At 69.3% G+C, this 17,035-nt stretch carries 18 protein-coding genes; 5 read left to right on the top strand and 13 right to left on the bottom strand.

Annotated features, from left to right (window positions below):
• The first annotated feature begins 55 nt into the window (after window positions 1-55).
• A complete protein-coding gene (locus tag E1202_RS10810; RefSeq protein ID WP_132682625.1) occupies window positions 56-373 on the top strand; it encodes a hypothetical protein in 318 nt (105 codons plus the stop codon).
• Between the two features lie 76 nt (window positions 374-449).
• Here the strand turns inward: E1202_RS10810 and E1202_RS10815 are convergent, their stop codons facing one another.
• From E1202_RS10815 to E1202_RS10850, 9 genes are all read right to left on the bottom strand, one after another.
• Complete coding sequence (locus E1202_RS10815; protein ID WP_132682627.1) at window positions 450-1,364, bottom strand: serine/threonine-protein kinase; 915 nt, start codon at window positions 1,362-1,364, stop codon at window positions 450-452.
• Between the two features lie 8 nt (window positions 1,365-1,372).
• A complete protein-coding gene (locus E1202_RS31390) occupies window positions 1,373-1,591 on the bottom strand; it encodes a hypothetical protein (RefSeq protein WP_165943818.1) in 219 nt (72 codons plus the stop codon).
• Window positions 1,592-1,853: 262 nt separating this feature from the next.
• Complete coding sequence (locus E1202_RS10820) at window positions 1,854-2,909, bottom strand: S8 family serine peptidase (RefSeq protein ID WP_132682628.1); 1,056 nt, start codon at window positions 2,907-2,909, stop codon at window positions 1,854-1,856.
• A gap of 174 nt (window positions 2,910-3,083) precedes the next feature.
• A complete protein-coding gene (locus E1202_RS10825) occupies window positions 3,084-4,415 on the bottom strand; it encodes a nucleobase:cation symporter-2 family protein (protein WP_132682630.1) in 1,332 nt (443 codons plus the stop codon).
• 264 nt (window positions 4,416-4,679) lie between these two features.
• The gene (pucL, locus tag E1202_RS10830; protein WP_132682631.1) at window positions 4,680-5,570 is read right to left on the bottom strand and encodes a factor-independent urate hydroxylase; all 891 of its coding nucleotides are present in this window, start codon (window positions 5,568-5,570) and stop codon (window positions 4,680-4,682) included.
• Between the two features lie 3 nt (window positions 5,571-5,573).
• A complete protein-coding gene (gene uraH, locus E1202_RS10835) occupies window positions 5,574-5,918 on the bottom strand; it encodes a hydroxyisourate hydrolase (RefSeq protein WP_132682633.1) in 345 nt (114 codons plus the stop codon).
• Window positions 5,915-6,415, bottom strand: a complete 501-nt coding sequence (gene uraD, locus E1202_RS10840) for a 2-oxo-4-hydroxy-4-carboxy-5-ureidoimidazoline decarboxylase (RefSeq protein WP_132682634.1) — start codon at window positions 6,413-6,415, stop codon at window positions 5,915-5,917. Before uraD ends, uraH begins: the two co-directional genes overlap by 4 nt.
• A gap of 171 nt (window positions 6,416-6,586) precedes the next feature.
• Complete coding sequence (locus E1202_RS10845) at window positions 6,587-6,949, bottom strand: helix-turn-helix domain-containing protein (protein ID WP_132682636.1); 363 nt, start codon at window positions 6,947-6,949, stop codon at window positions 6,587-6,589.
• 10 nt (window positions 6,950-6,959) lie between these two features.
• Complete coding sequence (locus tag E1202_RS10850; RefSeq protein ID WP_132682637.1) at window positions 6,960-7,208, bottom strand: hypothetical protein; 249 nt, start codon at window positions 7,206-7,208, stop codon at window positions 6,960-6,962.
• Window positions 7,209-7,272: 64 nt separating this feature from the next.
• On the opposite strand from E1202_RS10850, the gene E1202_RS10855 reads away from it, so the two are divergent.
• Window positions 7,273-8,073 (top strand): hydroxypyruvate isomerase family protein, encoded by an 801-nt coding sequence (locus E1202_RS10855; protein WP_132682638.1) that lies wholly within the window; start codon window positions 7,273-7,275, stop codon window positions 8,071-8,073.
• Between the two features lie 17 nt (window positions 8,074-8,090).
• A complete protein-coding gene (locus E1202_RS10860; protein ID WP_132682640.1) occupies window positions 8,091-9,212 on the top strand; it encodes a glycerate kinase in 1,122 nt (373 codons plus the stop codon).
• A gap of 75 nt (window positions 9,213-9,287) precedes the next feature.
• Here E1202_RS10860 and E1202_RS10865 read toward each other — a convergent pair whose 3' ends face one another.
• The 4 genes from E1202_RS10865 to E1202_RS10880 form a co-directional block, all read right to left on the bottom strand.
• Window positions 9,288-9,782 carry a copper resistance CopC family protein gene (locus E1202_RS10865; protein WP_132682641.1) on the bottom strand — a complete coding sequence of 165 codons (495 nt, stop codon included), beginning with the start codon at window positions 9,780-9,782 and terminating at the stop codon, window positions 9,288-9,290.
• A complete protein-coding gene (locus E1202_RS10870) occupies window positions 9,767-10,336 on the bottom strand; it encodes a superoxide dismutase family protein (protein WP_132682643.1) in 570 nt (189 codons plus the stop codon). Before E1202_RS10870 ends, E1202_RS10865 begins: the two co-directional genes overlap by 16 nt.
• 76 nt (window positions 10,337-10,412) lie before the next feature.
• Window positions 10,413-10,868: a (2Fe-2S)-binding protein gene (locus tag E1202_RS10875; protein WP_132676955.1), complete on the bottom strand. Its 456-nt coding sequence runs from the start codon at window positions 10,866-10,868 to the stop codon at window positions 10,413-10,415.
• A 43-nt stretch (window positions 10,869-10,911) separates the two neighbouring features.
• On the bottom strand, window positions 10,912-13,134 hold the full coding sequence (locus tag E1202_RS10880; RefSeq protein WP_132682644.1) for a xanthine dehydrogenase family protein molybdopterin-binding subunit: 2,223 nt from the start codon (window positions 13,132-13,134) through the stop codon (window positions 10,912-10,914).
• 792 nt (window positions 13,135-13,926) lie between these two features.
• Between E1202_RS10880 and E1202_RS10885 the strand changes: the two genes are divergently transcribed.
• Both E1202_RS10885 and E1202_RS10890 read left to right on the top strand, forming a co-directional pair.
• The gene (locus E1202_RS10885; RefSeq protein ID WP_132682646.1) at window positions 13,927-16,620 is read left to right on the top strand and encodes a sensor histidine kinase; all 2,694 of its coding nucleotides are present in this window, start codon (window positions 13,927-13,929) and stop codon (window positions 16,618-16,620) included.
• Window positions 16,617-17,033: a roadblock/LC7 domain-containing protein gene (locus E1202_RS10890; RefSeq protein ID WP_132682647.1), complete on the top strand. Its 417-nt coding sequence runs from the start codon at window positions 16,617-16,619 to the stop codon at window positions 17,031-17,033. Before E1202_RS10885 ends, E1202_RS10890 begins: the two co-directional genes overlap by 4 nt.
• The last annotated feature ends 2 nt before the right edge of the window (window positions 17,034-17,035 follow it).

Consider the following 17,035-nt stretch of genomic DNA (forward strand, 5'->3'; position numbering starts at 1 on the left):
AACGACCGCGCGGCCACGGCACACTGTGCTCGGACGTCGTGGAAAGGGGCCGGGGATGCAACAGGACGCGCTCGACAAGCTCAAGGACCAGCTGGGCGATCACCAGATCTTCGGTGAGCCCGTCAGCCAGGGCGACACCACGCTCGTCCCCGTCGGCGAGGTGCAGCTCGGCGGGGGCTGGGGCGGACGCCGCGACGACACCGGAGGCCGCGGTGGAGTGCGCGCGCGGGCGATCGGCGCGTTCTCCCTCGCCGCCGACGGAACGGTCTCCTGGCATCCGGCGGTGAACGTCAACCGGATCGTGTGGGGTGGCCAGCTCGCGCTCGCGACGGGCGTGGTGGCCTGCGCCATCGCGTTCCGGCGACGCCGCTGAGGCTTTTGAGGTGCGGCGGAGCCGCTCAGGTTCTGCGACTGGCACCGCGAAGCAAAGCGATTCCTGAACAACCTTCCTAAGCGCCGATCGAGCGGGGGTCCATGCCGGACCAGGCGACCAGCTTCGCGGAGACGTCGGCGATGCTCGGCCGGGACTTGGGGTCCGGCGTCAGGCACTCGTCGACGGTGCGCGAGAGCGCTGCGGGCAGCCGGCGGTGGGTGCGCAGCGGTGCGGCCTGCTCGTCGCGCTGCGGGTAGTGGCGGCTGCCGCCTTCGGTGCGCTCGCGGTGCGAGGCCGATGCCCACGGCGTGGTGCCCGACAACGCCTCGTAGAGCGTCACCCCGAGCCCCCACACGTCGGCGGCGGGTGACATGCGTTCACCCCTGGCCTGTTCCGGCGAGAGGTAGTCGAACGTGCCCGCCGAGCTCTTCTCGCCGATCCGGCACACCAGGCTCAGGTCCAGAAGCACCGCGCGGCCGCCGATCTCGACCACGTTGGACGGTTTGACGTCCAGGTGCACCCAGCCGTGCCCGTGCAGGTAGTGCAGCGCCGAGCACAGCTGGATGCCGAGCACCGCGGCGTCGACCGGGCGGAGCCTGCCCAGCTCGGCGATCAGGTAGCTGAGGGTGTGCCCGGGCAGCGTTTCGGTGATCAGCGCCGGGCGCTCGGGTTCGGCGGTGCGCACGATCTCGTAGCCGCGCAGCAGGTGCGGGTGGGTGAGCTGGGTCAGCAGCACGCCCTCGTTGCGGAGCCAGGCGATCGCGCGTTCGTCGGTGGCGCGCTCGGGCCGGATCGTCTTGGCGATGCAGCGGCAGGACCGCTGCTCGCTCCACACGTCGTAGACGTCGAGCCGGCTACCGCGCCGCAGGTGGTCGACGATCCGGTAGCCGGAGGCGAGGGTGTCGCCGGGCGCCAGCGGCGCTCCGGGCGGTCCCCAGCTCTGCCCCGGTTCGCCGTAGTAGTAGGAGGAGGTCAACGAATCGGTCAACACCGCTGCGATCAGCTGTGACTGCGGTGCCGGCGGCGGTGGTCGTCGCTGCTGTCGCGGCGGCGGCGGTGATCGCTGCTGTCGTGCCGGCGACGGCGGTGGTCGTCGCTGCTGTCCCGGCGGCGGCGGTGATCGCTGCTGTCCCGGTGCCGGCGGTGGTCGTCGCTGCTGCCGCGCGAATGGTGTTGCTTGGCCGGGGACACCATCTGGAACAGCTTGGAAAGGTCCACTGCGCACTCCCGAAAGTCAGAGGATCATTCGGGCCACCGCGGGGGCGGCCCATCAGACCATTGTTCCGTAGATCGAGTGGCCGATGCGACCGGTTTCGGATGAAAAGGGCTTCACGCAGCGAATGAAGAACCGCGGCTGATAATGGCGCATGCCATCACCGGCCGCGGTTCGAGGGAACTTCAGCCCGGGCCTGGACGGGAGGCGCAACACCGCCGCGCTCGGAAAAATCCCGAACGCGGCGGTGGTGCGCGTCCTCCGACCTCAGCCCTGGGACGCGACGGCGGCCGCGGCGTCGACGACGCCGTAGCCGTACGCCGGGTTGTAGACCCCGCGCAGACCGGCGATCGGGGTGCGCGCGGTGGAGATCAGCGCGTCCTCGATGCCGGCGGCGTCACGTCCTTGCGCGCCCAGCAGGGCGGCGACCCCGGCGACCTGCGGGGCGGCCATCGACGTCCCGGCGAGGGCGTCGTAGTCGGCTTGGCCGCACTCCGGCCTGCCCATCCCGCGCGGGACGCTGGACCACACGTCGGCGTCGCAGTCGCCCAGCGACGAACCGCCCGGGGCGGACACCGCGCGCAGGTTGAGCTTGACGCCGAGGTTGGAGTACACCGCGTGCATCTCGTCGGCGTCGGTCGCCGCGACGCACAGCGCGCCCACCTCCCAGGACGGGGTGTCGCACAGCGGCGCGGTCTCGTTGCCCGCCGAGGCCACCACGACGACGCCCTTCTCGCGGGCGTAGGCGATGGCCTCCTTGGTGGCCGCCTGCAGGCCCAGCAGGGTCAGGACCTGGATTCCGGGCTGGGCGCCCAGGCTCAGGTTGATGACGTTCGCACCGTGATCGGCGGCGTAGCGAACGCCCGCCCCGATCTCCTCGAACGTGCCCGAGCCGTTCTCCAGAGCCTTGATCGGCATGATCTTGGCGTCCGGCGCGACACCGGCGATGCCGGCGCCGTTGCCCGCGGCGGCGGCCGCGATCCCGGCGACGTGCGTGCCGTGCACGTCGGATTCCTGGCCGACGCCGTCGGTACCGGTCCAGTCACCGTTGCCGCACGGCCCCGGTGCTCCGCCGCAGGAGAAGGTGGCGCCGGGGACGAGTTTGCCGCTGAACTCGGGATGTCCGAGGTCGAGGCCGGTGTCCACGACGGCGATGGTCTGCCCGGCGCCGGTGCTGCCGGCCCAGGCTTCCAGCGCGTGCAGTTGCTGCAAGCCCCACTGCTTGTCGATCAGCGGGTCACCGGCTGCGGCGCCGGCGCTCGCTTGCGTTGCCACCAGCGATAAGCCGACCAGGCTCGCGGTGACCAGGGTCCGCATGCGCATTGCGACTCCCATTTGGGTTGGCTCGGCATTTGGCGGATCAACGAGCCGGTCGGCGAATAGTTTCACTCGCAACCGTGATTCGACCGTTCACCGGGACAAGTTCCTTCGGCTGGAGCAATGCGGAAGGTGATCATTCCAATTGGGGAGTTCGAAAAGCGGTCGCATCCGGCGCATTCACGACATCTGCGGTTCGCGCCGCTTGCTGAACAGCAGGTTCAGCAGCAGAGCCGCGATGCAGCCGGTGCTGATCCCGGAGTCGAGGACGGTGCGCATCGCCTCGGGGAAGTGGTCGTAGAACGAGGGCGCCACGACCGGGATCAGCCCGATGCCGAGCGCTCCGGCCACGATCAGCGCGTTGTGCGGGTCGCCGAGCCCGGCCTTGCTCAGGGTGCGGATGCCGCTGGTGGCCACCGATCCGAACAGCACCAGCGCGGCGCCGCCGAGCACCGGCTGCGGCACCAGCGAGACCACGGCGCCCGCGACCGGGAACAGACCCAGCAGCACCAGCACGCCGCCGCCGGTGGCGACCACGAACCGGCTGCGCACGCCGGTCAGCGCGACCAGGCCGATGTTCTGCGCGAACGCGCTGCAGGTGAACCCGCCGAAAACCGCCGAGATGGCGCTGCCCGCGCCGTCGGCCCGAAGTCCTGCGGCGATGGTCTTCTCGTCGGCGGGCCGGTCGACGATCTCGCCGAGCGCGATCATGTCGGCGGTGCTCTCCATCATCGCCACCAGCATCACGATGCAGATGGACAGCGTGGCGGTGAGGCTGAACGTCGGCGTCCCGAGCTCGAAGGGCACCGGGAGGTTGAACAGCGGCGCCGATTCGAAGGTCGAGGTGTCGACCAGGCCCATCGGCCAGGCGATGAGGCTTCCCACGAGCAGGCCGATGAGCAGCGCGATCCGGTTCAGGAAGCCGGTGAGGAAGCGGTTGAACAGCAGCACCAGCACGAAGGTGACCGCGCCGAGCAGGACCTTCTGCGGTGCCGCGTAGTCGGGGGCATCGCTGTCCTGCCCGGCGATCCACTTGATCGCCACGGGCATCAGCGACAGCCCGATCAGGGTGATCACGGTGCCGTTGACCACCGGCGGGAAGAACCGCACCAGCCGGGAGAAGTACGGGGCGGCGATGAACGCCAGCACTCCGGCGATGAGCACCGAGCCGTAGACCACCGACAGCGGGTTCTGCGATCCGCTCTGCTGGGCGACGATGGCGAGGATCGGCGCCACGGACCCGAACGTCACACCGTTGACGAACGGCATCCGGGCGCCGATCTTCCACACCCCCAGCGCCTGCAATGCGGTGGCCAGGCCCGCGGTGAACAGGCTCGCGCCGATCAGCAACGTCATCTGCAGCGGTGGCAGCCCGATGGCCTCGCCGACGATCAGCGGTGGTGCTACGACTCCGGCGTACATCGCCGCGACGTGCTGGATGCCGAAGGCGATCATCCGGGTGGGCGGTAGCACCTCGTCGCACGGGTGCGTGGTGCTGTCGGTTGTGGCCATGTTGTTCGCTCCCAAACCCGCAGGGCTACGTCGTCACGTCACTATCGGCACGAGTTGTTCTTTCCCGGTTTTCGTTGTGTTGCAACGCTATTGCGGCCCGCAGTGCACTTTTTGGGTACGACGGACCGGGCGTCCCACCAGGAACGCCTCGAATTTCAAGGGTTTTCGCCGGATCTGCGTTGTGCGAGCGGCGGGCCGCGAGTCGTGAGCGCCACGCTCGCGGCCCGCGCCGCTGCGCGAGACCGGTCGGTCGGCGGAGAGTTCTCAGAACTCCGCGGTGCTGTACCACGCCATCGGCGCGTCCTCGACGTCGTCGCGGCGGACGACGCCCTCGATGAGGCCGTAGGGGCGGTCGGCGGCGAAGAAGACCTCGTTGTCGTTCTCCAACCCGAAGGGGGAGAGGTCGACGAGGAAGTGGTGCTTGTTCGGCAGCGAGAGCCGGACCTCGGCCAGCTCCGGGTGCGCCTCCAGCGCGGCCTTGCCCATCTCGTAGAGGCTCTGCTGCAGGGCGAGGCTGTGCGTGGTGGCGAAGGCCTCCAGCATCGTGGCGCGGACGGACTCGAAGCTCTTGGCCCAGTCCACGTCGGTGTGCAGGTAGCGCCAGCGGGCGGTGACCGCGGTGGCCAGGATCCGGTCGTTGGTCTCGGGCAGCGTCGTGTACTCGTCCTTCGGGTAGCCCCAGAACTCCGAGCCGGTCGACTTGAGCACCACCAGGTCCTTCAGGCCCGAGACCACGTGCGCCTGGTCGCCGTCGATGGTGACCGCGGTCGTGCGCTTCTCGTCGCTCGCCCGGGAGAACGAGTGGTCGTGACCGGTGCCCTCGACGGGGATCCGCTGCCAGGCGTACTCGTCGATGAGGATCCGCGCGCCGTTGATGCCCTCGGCGGAGGAGACGAAGTGCCTGCCCAGCCGGAGCGCGAAGTCCTCGATCTCGCCGATCGGCTGCTGCTTGGCGAAGGCGTAGACGGTGTTCTTCTGCGTGTCGGTGGGCAGCACCTTGGCGTTGTCGCCGGAGAGGTGCACCTCGTCGAGGTCGCCGCGCAGCGAGGTGCTGACGTTGAGGTCCTTGATGGCGTGGCGCGGCGTCGAGCGGTCCACGGTGACGATGCGGACCTCGGCCTTGCCGTACTGGTTCGGGCCCATGGAGATGCCCATGATTCAGCTCCCTCGATAGGTGGAGTAGGCGAACGGGCTCAGCAGCAGTGGAACGTGGTGGTGCTGCTCGGGGTCGGTGATCCGGAAGGTGATGGACACCTCCGGGTAGAACGCGGCGGTGCCTCGCTGGTCGAAGTACGCGCCGGTGTCGAAGGTCAGCCGGTAGTCGCCCGCGTCGAGGCGTTCGGGACCGAGGTCGCGGCAGCGGCCGTCGGCGTCGGTCCGCCCGGTCGCCGACGGATCTCCGCCCGGCAGGGGTTTCCCGTCGGCGGTCTCCAGTCGGACGGCGACGCCGGCAGCGGGCTTGCCCTGGGCGGCGTCGAGGACGTGGGTGGTCACAGCGCTCATGGTTCGATCACTTTCGCCAGCCGCAGCGCGGCGATCTTGCGGAGTTCGGAGTCGACGATGCGCAGCTCGTCGTCGGGCTTGTTGTCCAGCCGGGAGCGCAGGATCTCCAGGAGCTCCTCGCCGCTGCGGCCGCTGGCGCACACCAGGTAGACGTGCCCGAAGCGGCGTTCGTACTCCAGGTTGGCGGCTCGCAGCTCCTCGGCGAGGTCGTCGCTGACGCCGGCCTGCTCGCGGCGGGAGAACTCCGCGCCGCGGCCGGTGTCGGCGGGTCGTTCGCCGATGCGGGGGTGGGCGGCGAGTGCCTGGAAGATCTCGGACTCGGTGAGGTCCGGGGCGGCCTTCGCGGCGGTCCGCTGCACGGCCTCGGCGTCGGCGAAGGGGCGCGCATCGGCGATGTCGGCCGCCCAACGGGTGATGTCCAGGCAGTTCAGCAGCCTGTCGATGAGTTCGGCCCGAGGTGATTCGTTGAGCCGTCGCACACCGGTGGTGGTAGCCATGCGCTTCTCCGCTGAAGTGGTTCACATGCCGGTTCGATCGTGCCGAGAGAACTCGGTGACCGCAGGTCCGGTCCGGTGCGCAAAAAGCTACGACCACCCCGACAGGGTGTCAACAGTTTGTTGAAAAAGCCAGGTCAGCTATGTCCTGGAAGGTGAGAGGCAGGCGTGGGGTCAGCCGCGGGCCTGGTCGCGGTTGAGGTAGTTGTACACCGTGAAGCGGCTGACTCCGAGAGCCTTCGCGACGGTCTCGACCGACTTGCGCATGCTGAAGGCACCGCGCTCCTCCAGCAGCCGGACGGCCTTCTGCTTCTCCGGGCGGGGCAGGTCGGGCAGCTTCGCGCCGAGCTCGGTCTCCACCTCGCGGATCAGGCGGTCCAGGGCGCTGGTGAGCTCGTGGCCCGGCACGCGCACGGCGACCGCGGGGGAACCTTCCCAGTTCAGCACGATGTCGCTCGGTTCCCGCTGGTCCACGGGCACGGCTGTGGCCCCGATGTGTTCCAGCAGCGGGGCGATCGCGTTGGCCAGCGGATGCATCGTGACCAGCCTAGACCTGGTCGTCCTCGGCGGTGACCTGCAGGGTGATCCGGTTCGCCCCCGCGGCCAGCGCCTTGTCCAGCACCTCCGCCAGCGCGGGCAGCAGCTGCTCGCGGTCGCCGCTGATCGCCGTGCCCAGCGGGCCGAAGTCCGGATCCAGGCCCGCCCCCAGCAGGCAGTCCCGGGCCGCCAGGGCGTGCGCCGGTGGCTCCCCCTCGCCCTCGAACGGTTCCGTGGTGAACTCTGCGCGCAGCATCATCGGACCGACCTCCCTGACCGAGACGGTAGCGTCCGCGTGCAACCACGACCCAGACGGGAAGCCGATGAAGACCGACCGATTCGACGTCAATCTGTCGATCCTGTTCACCGAGCTGGATCTGCTGGAACGACCGGCCGCGGCCAAGGCCGCGGGGTTCGACCGCGTGGAGTTCTGGTGGCCGTTCGACGCCGCCGTGCCCGCCGAAGCCGACGTGGAGAAGTTCATCCGGGCCATCGACGACGCGGGTGTGTCGCTGGTAGGACTGAACTTCTACGGCGGCGACCTGGCCGCGGGTGAGCGAGGAGTGCTGTCCGACCCGGACCGGGCCGGGCAGTTCGCGGCCAACATCGACGTGCTCTGCGAGATCGGCGAGCGCCTCGGTTGCCGCGCGTTCAACGCGCTCTACGGCAACCGCATCGACGGCGTGGACCCGCGCGCCCAGGACGAGGCCGCCACCGAGAGCCTGGTGCGCGCCGCACGCGGCGTCGCCCGGATCGGCGGTACCGTTCTCATCGAGCCGGTCAGCGGGATCCCGAGCTATCCGCTGCGGACCGCCGCCGACGGGCTCGCCGTCGTCGACCGGGTGCGCGAGGCCGGCGAGGTGGACGACGTCCACCTGCTGCTCGACCTGTACCACCTGGTCACCAACGGCGACGATCCGGACGCGGTGCTCGACCAACGCCCGGAAGCGATCGGGCACGTGCAGATCGCCGACTCGCCGGGACGCGGGGAACCCGGCACCGGATCGATCGACTTCGCGCACTACTTCAGCCGTCTCGACGAGGTCGGCTACACCGGCCACATCGGACTCGAATACAAACCCAGCGGCGCCAGCACCGAATCCTTCGGCTGGATCGCGAGCTGAACCAAGGAGGCGTCACGTTGCCCGGTCCCGTCCTCATCGCACCGGACAAGTTCAAAGGCACCCTCACGGCGCCGGAAGTGGCCGAGGCGGTCGCCGCCGGGCTGCGCCGGGCGCGGCCCGACGTCGAGCTGCGGCTCGCCCCCGTGGCCGACGGCGGCGACGGCACCGTGGACGCCGCCCTGGCCGCAGGGTACGCCCGGATGACCGTGCCGGTCAGCGGCCCCACCGGGTACCCGGTGGACACCGAGATCGCCTACGACGGGGAGACCGCCGTCGTCGAACTCGCCTCCGCCTCCGGCCTCGCGCTGCTCGACCCCGACGACCTCGACGCCCTCGGCGCCTCCAGCGACGGGACCGGCGAGGCGCTGCTGGCGGCGCTGAGCACCGGCGCCCAGCGGATCGTGCTCGGTGTCGGCGGCAGCGCCTGCACCGACGGCGGTGCCGGACTGCTCACCGTTCTCGGCGCGAGAATCCTGGACGCGAACGGCAATCCGGTCGCGCCCGGCGGCGGCCCGCTGGCCAACGTCGGCGAGATCGACCTGTCCGGGCTGGACCCCAGGATCGGCGACGTCGAGCTGATCCTCGCGTCCGATGTGAACAACCCGCTCACCGGACCGAACGGCGCCGCCCACGTCTACGGGCCGCAGAAGGGCGCGAACCCCGAGCAGGTGGAGCTCCTCGACGCCGCTCTGGGCCGGTACGCGCAGGCCATGAAGGCCGCGGGCGGACGCGACGTCGCCGAGCAGCCCGGCGCGGGCGCGGCCGGCGGAGTCGGTTTCGCGGCTCTGGCGGCGCTGGGCGCGACGATGCGGCCCGGCGTGGACGTCGTCCTCGACCTCGTCGGCTTCCACGACCGGCTCGACGGCGCGGGCCTGGTCATCACCGGGGAAGGCGCGCTGGACGAGCAGACCCTGCACGGCAAGGCCCCGGCCGGGGTCGCGGCTCGCGCCATCGAAGCGGGAATCCCGGTCATCGCCATCGCGGGCCGCTGCGACCTCACCCGGGAGCGGCTGGCGGAGGCGGGGATCGACGCGGCCTACGCCCTCCTCGACGTCGAACCGGACCCGCAGCGCTGCATGGCCGACCCGGCCCCCATCCTGACGACCCTCGCCGCGACCATGGCCGAGAACCACCTCTGAACAGCGGCTTTCGAAGCGAGATCTCGAAAACGGCCCCCTACCAGGTGAACCCGGGAGGGGGCCGTTCGCGTTGTGCTAGTCCGACTCGGACCGGCGCGGGATCAGGGCGACCACCACGATCAGCAGCACGACGATCACCGCGCCACCGCCGACGCTCAGCCAGAGCATGTAGCCGCCGCTGCCCGACTCACCCGGCGGAGCCGGGGCGACGTTGAGGTAGAAGCCGCCCTCGGTGGTGTGGCCGTCGTCGAAGACGGTCTGGTACTTCACCGTGTGCAGACCGGGTTTCAGCGCTTCGATGTGGACGGTCACGTGGTTGCCGTCGACGTCCGCCTCACCCGAGACGTGATCGGTTCCCGAAGGATCCTTCACCTCGATCTGCGGCGGCTTCGACGCGTCCAGGGCCCCTGCGAAGTCCATTTCGATGCGGTCCACCCCGGCCTGGGCGGTTTCACCTGGGCCGGGGGAAGCGGAGTTGAGCCCGCTGTGCGCGAACGCGGTGCCCGCGCCCAGCAGGACCAGCAGCGCGCTCAGAACCGCACCGACGGTGGTTCTCAGAGGTCGGCGCATGCGATTCGGTTGTCGGTGAACTCGGCCGGGTGGACCACGAGCGACTTGGCGGCCTCGGCCGGCTTGTCGTTCTCGGCGGTCATGAAACCGCGCCCGGTGGCGTCAGCGGTGAACGCCAGGTGGATCTCGTTCGGCGGCATCTCCGACCCGGCCGGGTCGAACTTGAAGTGCTCACCGCCGGCCTCCTCCGCGCACGGCTTGGCGTGCACGTGGGCCATGTACTTGCCGTTCGGCGCCAGACCGGTCATCTCCAGCGTGACCGTCGTGCCACCCGGGTGGATCGCCATCCACGCGGAGCCCGCGGCCTGGTCGGTGCCCGGCGCGCGAGTGGGCAGCAGCGTGAACGGGTTGGTGCGCAGCTGCGCGCCCTGCACGTCCTTGGCCGGAGTGGCGTTGGCGTCGCCCATGTTCATCTGCATGCCGCCGCCGGCCTGATCGCCGCCGTGCTGCATGTGCATGCTGTGGTCCTGACCCTCGGACGAACCACCGCCGCACGCGGAAAGCGCCGCGCAGCCGAAGACGATCGCGGCGGCGAAAGACTTGCGAAGTGTCATGCCCTCATCAACTTCTCTTCGTGAACTGTTCCTGTGCTCGTGGCCGGGCGGCGGAACCCCGCCCGGCCACACAGGCTCACATGTTCTCGGCGGCCTGCTTGATGGCCTGGCGGATCCGGCCGTAGGTGCCGCAGCGGCAGACGTTCTCGATCTTGTCGATGTCCGCGTCGGTCGGCTCGCTGGTCTCGTTGATCAGCGCGACGGCCTGCATGATCTGGCCCGGCTGGCAGAAGCCGCACTGCGCGACGTCCCGGTCCAGCCACGCCTGCTGCACCGGGTGCAGCTCGTCGTCGTCGGCCAGGCCCTCGATCGTGGTGATCTCGGTGCCGTCGGCGTCCTCGGCCTTGACCATGCAGGTCTGGACGGCCTCGTCGTCCTGCAGGCAGGTGCAGGCGCGGCAGACGCCCACACCGCAGCCGTACTTGGGACCGGTGATGCGCAGCTCGTCGCGCAGCACCCACAGCAGGGGCATCTCCGCGGGGACGTCGACCTCGACGTCCTTGCCGTTGACGGTGAACTCGTACTTGGGCATGTCGCTCGGGGACTCCTTAGCGGAAGATCTCTTCAGGCCGGAATCAGTAGTTGACCGGGAAGCTGCGCGGCTTGGTGCCGGTCGCGCGGGCGTAGGCGGTGGCGATCGCACCCGCGCACACCGGCACGCCCAGCTCGCCCACACCGCCCGGCTCGTCGGTGGTGGCCGGCATGACGTGGATCTGCAGGTCGGTGGGGGTGTGACGCTGACGCGCCCACAGGAAGTCCCCGTAGCTGCCCTCGCGCACCGCACCGCTGTCGATGTGGATGCCCGCCTGCAGCACCGTGGAGATCGCGTCGGTCAGGCCGCCCATCATCTGAGCCTCGATGCCGCGCGGGTTCAGCGGGATGCCCGCGTCGACGGCGATCACGGCCTTGGTGACCCGCGGCTTCTTCGGATCGGTGGCGTTGATCTCGACCAGGCAGGCCGCGACCGACTTGAACTCCTCGTGCATCGAGATGCCCTGGGCGTGGCCCTTGGGCATCGAGCGGCCCCACTTGCCGTCCTTCATGACCTTCCGCAGCACGGCCTTGGCGCGGTCGGTCTTGGCGTTGTCCAACCGGAAGTTCGCCGCGTCGGAACCGGCCTTCTCCGCGATCTGGTCGACGACCAGGTCCTCCGCGGTGCGGAAGGTCGCCGAGTGCACCGACCGCCAGCTGCCGGTGTGCACGCCCTCCAGCGGGTAGTCGTTCAGCGAGATGGTGGTCGCGCCGAACTCGTAGGGCACCGACTGGGTCAGGTTGAAGTACAGCTGCGCGGCCGGGAGCTTGCCGATCCCGGACTGCACGGCGGTCGAGGTGATCAGGTCACCGATGCCGTGGTTGAAGTCGGTCGAGACGCTGGCCATCTTGTGCGCCCAGGACCGCACCTTGCCGCTGCGGAACGACGCCTTGACGCGGTGGTGCGAGGCGGGGCGCATCCGGCCGTGGCGGGTGTCGTCGTTGCGCGTCCACATCAGCTTGACCGGCTTGCCGATGGCCTTGGAGACCTCGGCGGCCTCGACCGCGGCGTCGTGGAACAGGTGCCGGCCGAAGGAACCGCCGGCGCGGGTGACGTGCACCTTGACGTCGAGCACGCCGACGGCCGCGGCGACGTCCTTCTGCGCGACCTGCGGGGACTGGGCGGGAACCCAGATCTCGGCGCTGTTGTCCTTGACGTCGGCGATCGCGTAGTTGACCTCCATCGGCGCGTGGCTGACGAAGGCGAAGTCGAAGCTCTCGTCGATCTCGTCGCCGTCGTCGTCGGAGATCCCGTCGTCGAGGCTGCCGGTCATCCCGGCCAGCTTCTCCTGGATGTCCGCCGACGACATGTCGGCGATGGGGCCCTGCTTCCAGGTGACCTCGAGCTTCTTGGCCAGCTCCATGGCCTGCCAGGTGTACTCGGCGCACACCGCGACACCGGTGGAGATCTCAGCGGTGCCCTTGAAGCCCGGGACGTTGCGGATGGCGGAGTCGTCGTAGGACTCGACCTCGCCGTCCAGGGTCGGTGGGCGGACCACGACGGCCACCACGGAGTTCGGGATCTTCAGGTCCGAGACGAAGTGGGCCTTGCCGGTGACGATGGCGGTGGCGTCGGAGCGGGTGTGCCCCTTGCCGAGGACCTTGAACTCGTCCGGGCTCTTCGGCGTGGCGGGCACCGAGGGGATGACCACCTTGGCGGCGTCCTGGGCCAGCTCGGCGAAGGTGGCCTTGCGGCCGCCCGGACCGACGATGCCGGTGCCCTGGGCCGTGAGGCCGTTGGCGGACACGCTCCACTTCTTGGCGGCGGCGGTGATCAGCCGGGAACGCGCGGTGGCGGCCATCTGGCGCAGCGGCTTCCAGAACGTGCGCACCGACGACGAAGCCGCGGTGAACTGGTTGAACAGCAGCTCGGGGCGAGCGTCGGAGAGCTCGACCACGACGTCCTGGGTGCGCGCGCCGAGCTCCTCGGCCAGCATCATCACCACTGCGGTGTTGAGGCCCTGCCCGGATTCGAGGCGCGGGAGCTCGAAGCGGACCTTGTTGTCCGCGGTGAACTCCAGCTTCATCAGCGCCATGGTCGGCGCTGTGGCGATCTCCATGAGGTCGCCGAAGTCCATGAGCCCGGAGACCGGGGGAAGCGGCAGCTGACCGGCCACCTGGCCGGGTGCGGCGGCGGCTTCGCCTTCCATCACGAACTTGCCGGCGACGGTCAGCATCGGGGCCGCCGCGACGTAGGTGAGGAAGCGTCGGCGTCGCGTGCCGGGCGCCGGAGCGGCTTCCTCGTGAGCGGTGGCGGGGTGAACCATCCAAACTCCTCTCGCGCGCCAGCACTCAAATGGCCGACCGGGGACCATTCACCGAGCGGAAAAGACGTGCCGACGTACTCAAACAGGCCAAGGCAGGACTTGTCCGACTTCAGGTTCGTCGCTAACCCCGCGCGATGCCGACGGGTGTGCACCGCGTCATCGAAAATTCATTTCCGGTCGCCAGGAGTAATCGAATTGCGACATTTGGCCGCGCGCGTCACTTCCAGTGACCAGAAGCTATTCGAAGATGACTTTCCGGGGTTGTGTTGACTTCCTCTGGGGTCGGGGGAAATGGTGCTTGAAAAGTCGGTGTGGCCGGTTTTCACCTGCCAACGTCGCGAGAGCCTACCTGACGGTAAAGTAGGGTCTGAATCACCCTTTCGGCGGCGTTTGGATTAGGCCGAACAGAGTAATTCTGCGTAGGTCCGGACCAGTTCTGACCGGGTGGCCAACCAGTCGGAACCGGTTCAGGACAGGCGGTCTCGGTGTTGCAGTTCTGAACCAGTTCGCTGCGTGATGGGATAAGTGGCAATGCAATTCAGCAATGCCGAGCGCGTCTGCTAATCTTCCCGCGCATACTGCCCGACCAGCGTATATAACAATTGTGTCGATAGGTCCCAATAGCGCGTTGACCATGCCTGACTGCGGTCCTAGGCTGCGTCGTCATCTGATGCGCCGTTGGGTCCGAAATTTTTCGGCGCAGCCGCAGGCCCGGCCGTTTCGGGGTACGCAGGGTCGGCGTGGGTTCTTCTTGCTGCGGCCAACCAACGGAGAAGGTTTGAGACGAGGTCCATGTCAACGCTGAAAAGCTCCTTCGCCTCCGGCACGATCAAGGCGCGCCTGATGGCCATCGCACTCGTCCCGAGTGTCGCGGCCCTGCTCGTCGGCGTGGGCTTGTCCGGGTACCTGATCTTTCACGGCCTGAGCGTGCAGAACTACGTCGGCAGACTCGCCGACGCCAAGGACCCCTCGGCCAGATTCGTCGCCAACCTGCAGGACGAGCGCCAGCTGACCCTCGTCTACCTCAGCAACCGCAACGAGCGCCGCAACCTCGACGAGGTCCGCACGAAGTTCGACGCCTCGCTGGCCGAGATGGACGGCGTCGCGGAGGAGTTCGCCGACGCGGTGCCGAGCGACGCGCGCGGCAACTTCGACGAGTTCCGCTCTCAGCTCAACACCGTCAAAGAGGTGCGCAAGCAGGTCGACGGCGGACCGGCCGAACTGGACGCGGTGTACAAGTTCTACAACGGACTGTTCGACGCCTACAACATGAGCCTGCGGACCTACGTCCGGTACGCCCCGGACGCCCAGGTCTCCTACGAGAGCTCGGTCTCAGCCGACCTCATGGACGCCGCCGACGCCATGGCCCGAGGCCACGCGCTCGCGCTGGGCCGCACCTCGGTCGGCATGTCGCCGGCGCAGTACCACGAGTACGCGCACCAGATCGGCGCCTTCCACGACAACCTGAACTCCCTGACGCCGCGCATGACGCCGGTCGAGGAGCAGACCTACAAGGACCTCCAGAAGGGCTCGGCCTGGACCCGCGTCGACGCGGTGCAGGACGCCATGGAGGTCGCGGGTGCCCAGGCCGCGGCCGGTCAGGTCATCAAGGTCCCGGTCAGCACCACCGACTGGATCAGCTCCACGCACGACCTGGCGCGCGAGCTCAACGCGCTGTCGACCTCGCACTACCAGTACGCGCTGGTCCTCGGTGGCGCCGTCGCCGGCGAGACGCTGCTGACCTCGGCGATCACCGGCGCGATCATCGTGCTGATCGTCCTGATCGTCTTCCTGATCGCCCTGCGGCTGGCGAACCTGCTGGTGCGACGGCTCAACAAGCTGCGCAGCGAGACGCTGGCGCTGGCCGAGCGGGAGATGCCCTCGGTCGTGGCGCGGCTGCGCAACGGGAAGCAGGTCGACGTCGAGCGCGAGGTCTCCTGGCTGCGCTTCGGCAGCGACGAGATCGGTGAGGTCGCCAACGCCTTCAACGAGGCGCAGCGCACCGCGATCCGCGCGACCGTCGCCGAGGCCGAGACCCGGCAGGGCGTCCGCTCGGTGTTCCTCAACATCGCCCACCGCAGCCAGGTCATGGTCCACCGCCAGCTGCAGGTGCTCGACAAGGCCGAGCGCAAGCTGGAGGACCCGGACCAGCTGGAGCTGCTGTTCCAGCTCGACCACCTGGCCACCCAGTCCCGCCGCAACGCCGAGAACCTGATCATCCTCGGTGGTCAGCGCCCCGGCCGGCAGTGGCGCAACCCGGTCCTGCTGCACGACGTCGTGCAGGGCGCGGTCGCCGAGACCGAGCTCTACGCCCGCGTCGAGATCCAGCAGCTGCCGGAGATCTCGGTGCAGGGCCGCGCGGTCGCCGACCTCGTGCACCTGCTCGCCGAGCTGGTCGACAACGCGACCTCGTTCTCGCCGCCGGAATCGCACGTCGAGGTCCGCGGCAACGTGGTCGGCAAGGGCATCATCGTCGAGATCGAGGACCAGGGCATCGGCCTGGAGGCCGAGAAGCTCGACGAGCTCAACCAGCTGCTGGCCAGCCCGCCCGACTTCTCGGTGATGGCGCTGTCCGAAGAGGCCCGGATGGGTCTGTTCGTGGTCGCGCAGCTGGCGGGCAGGCACGGCATCAAGGTCACCCTGCGCGACTCCGCCTACGGCGGCATCCGGGCCGTGGCGCTGATCCCGAACCACATCGTCGCCGAGCGCGGTCCGCAGACCGAGCGCCAGGAGCGCGTCGAGCAGAGCGGTTCGCAGCCCGCGATCCCGGCCGCCGAGCCGGAGACACGCCCGAAGATCCCGCGCAAGCGCTGGATGGAGGGCCGGCTCGACCCGGACGTCATGCCGGACCCGATCGGACCGGACAGCCCGATCACCCCGCACAACCCGGTCGGCCACGAGGCGGCCACGCAGCGCTGGACCCACCAGGGTACCAACGGATCCGGGCCGGCCACCGGCGAGATCGGTGCGCCGCAGCCGAACCCGGCCGAGCAGCGTCGCCCCGCCGCGCCGCCGCGCCAGCCCGAACCCCGGGCCAACGAACAGCAGCGTCCGGCGATGGGACGGCGGATCGCGCCGGAGGCTCCGGCGAACATGCCGGGGCTGTCGTCGAACATGCCCAACGCGTCTGGTGAAATCCTCCCGACGGAGGTCGTTGCGAACGGAACCAACGGCTCTGGTCCGCCGAAGAGCGGTACCACGGCCGGGGTTTCGGTGAACACGTCGGTTTCCAGCTCGGCCGACAAGCCGCCGCTCCCGCAGCGCCGGCGCGGTCAGAAGGCCAATCTCGCGGCGCCGCTCCGCGCCCAGATCGACCAGAACCAGAAGCCCGAAGCCGCGCCGCAGCAGCCCGCTCCCAGCAGCGGTCCGCCGCGGACGCCCGACAGGTTCCGCAACAGCATGAACGCCTTCCAGACAGGCACCAAGCGAGCGCGCACCAACGACGTGAACAACGATGGTGCGCGGCCAGGAGGAAACGAGGCATGACGCTGAAGGCTTATAGCAAGGAAGTTGACTGGCTGCTCAACGATCTCGTGCAGCGGCTGGCCGGCGCGGACAAGGCCGCGTTGCTGTCCTCCGACGGCCTGCTGCTGGGCAAGACGCCGCAGCTCGGCCAAGCCGACGCGGAGCACCTGGCGGCCGTCGCCTCCGGATTCCAGAGCCTGTCGAAGGGCGCGGCGCTGCAGTTCGACGGTGGTGAGGTCTACCAGACAGTCGTGGAGATGGCGAACTGCTTCCTGATGGTCACCGCGGCCAGCGAGGGCGCCTGCCTCGCGCTGATCGCCGCCGCGGACGCCGACCTCGGCATGATCGCCTTCGAGGCGAACCGCATGGTGACCCGGGTGGGCAACTACCTGAGCTCCGCGCCCCGTGCCGCCGGTTCTCCCCTTGATGTGTGAGC

The sequence above is a fragment of the Saccharopolyspora karakumensis genome, assembly GCF_004349225.1.
Taxonomy (GTDB): Bacteria; Actinomycetota; Actinomycetes; order Mycobacteriales; family Pseudonocardiaceae; genus Saccharopolyspora; species Saccharopolyspora endophytica.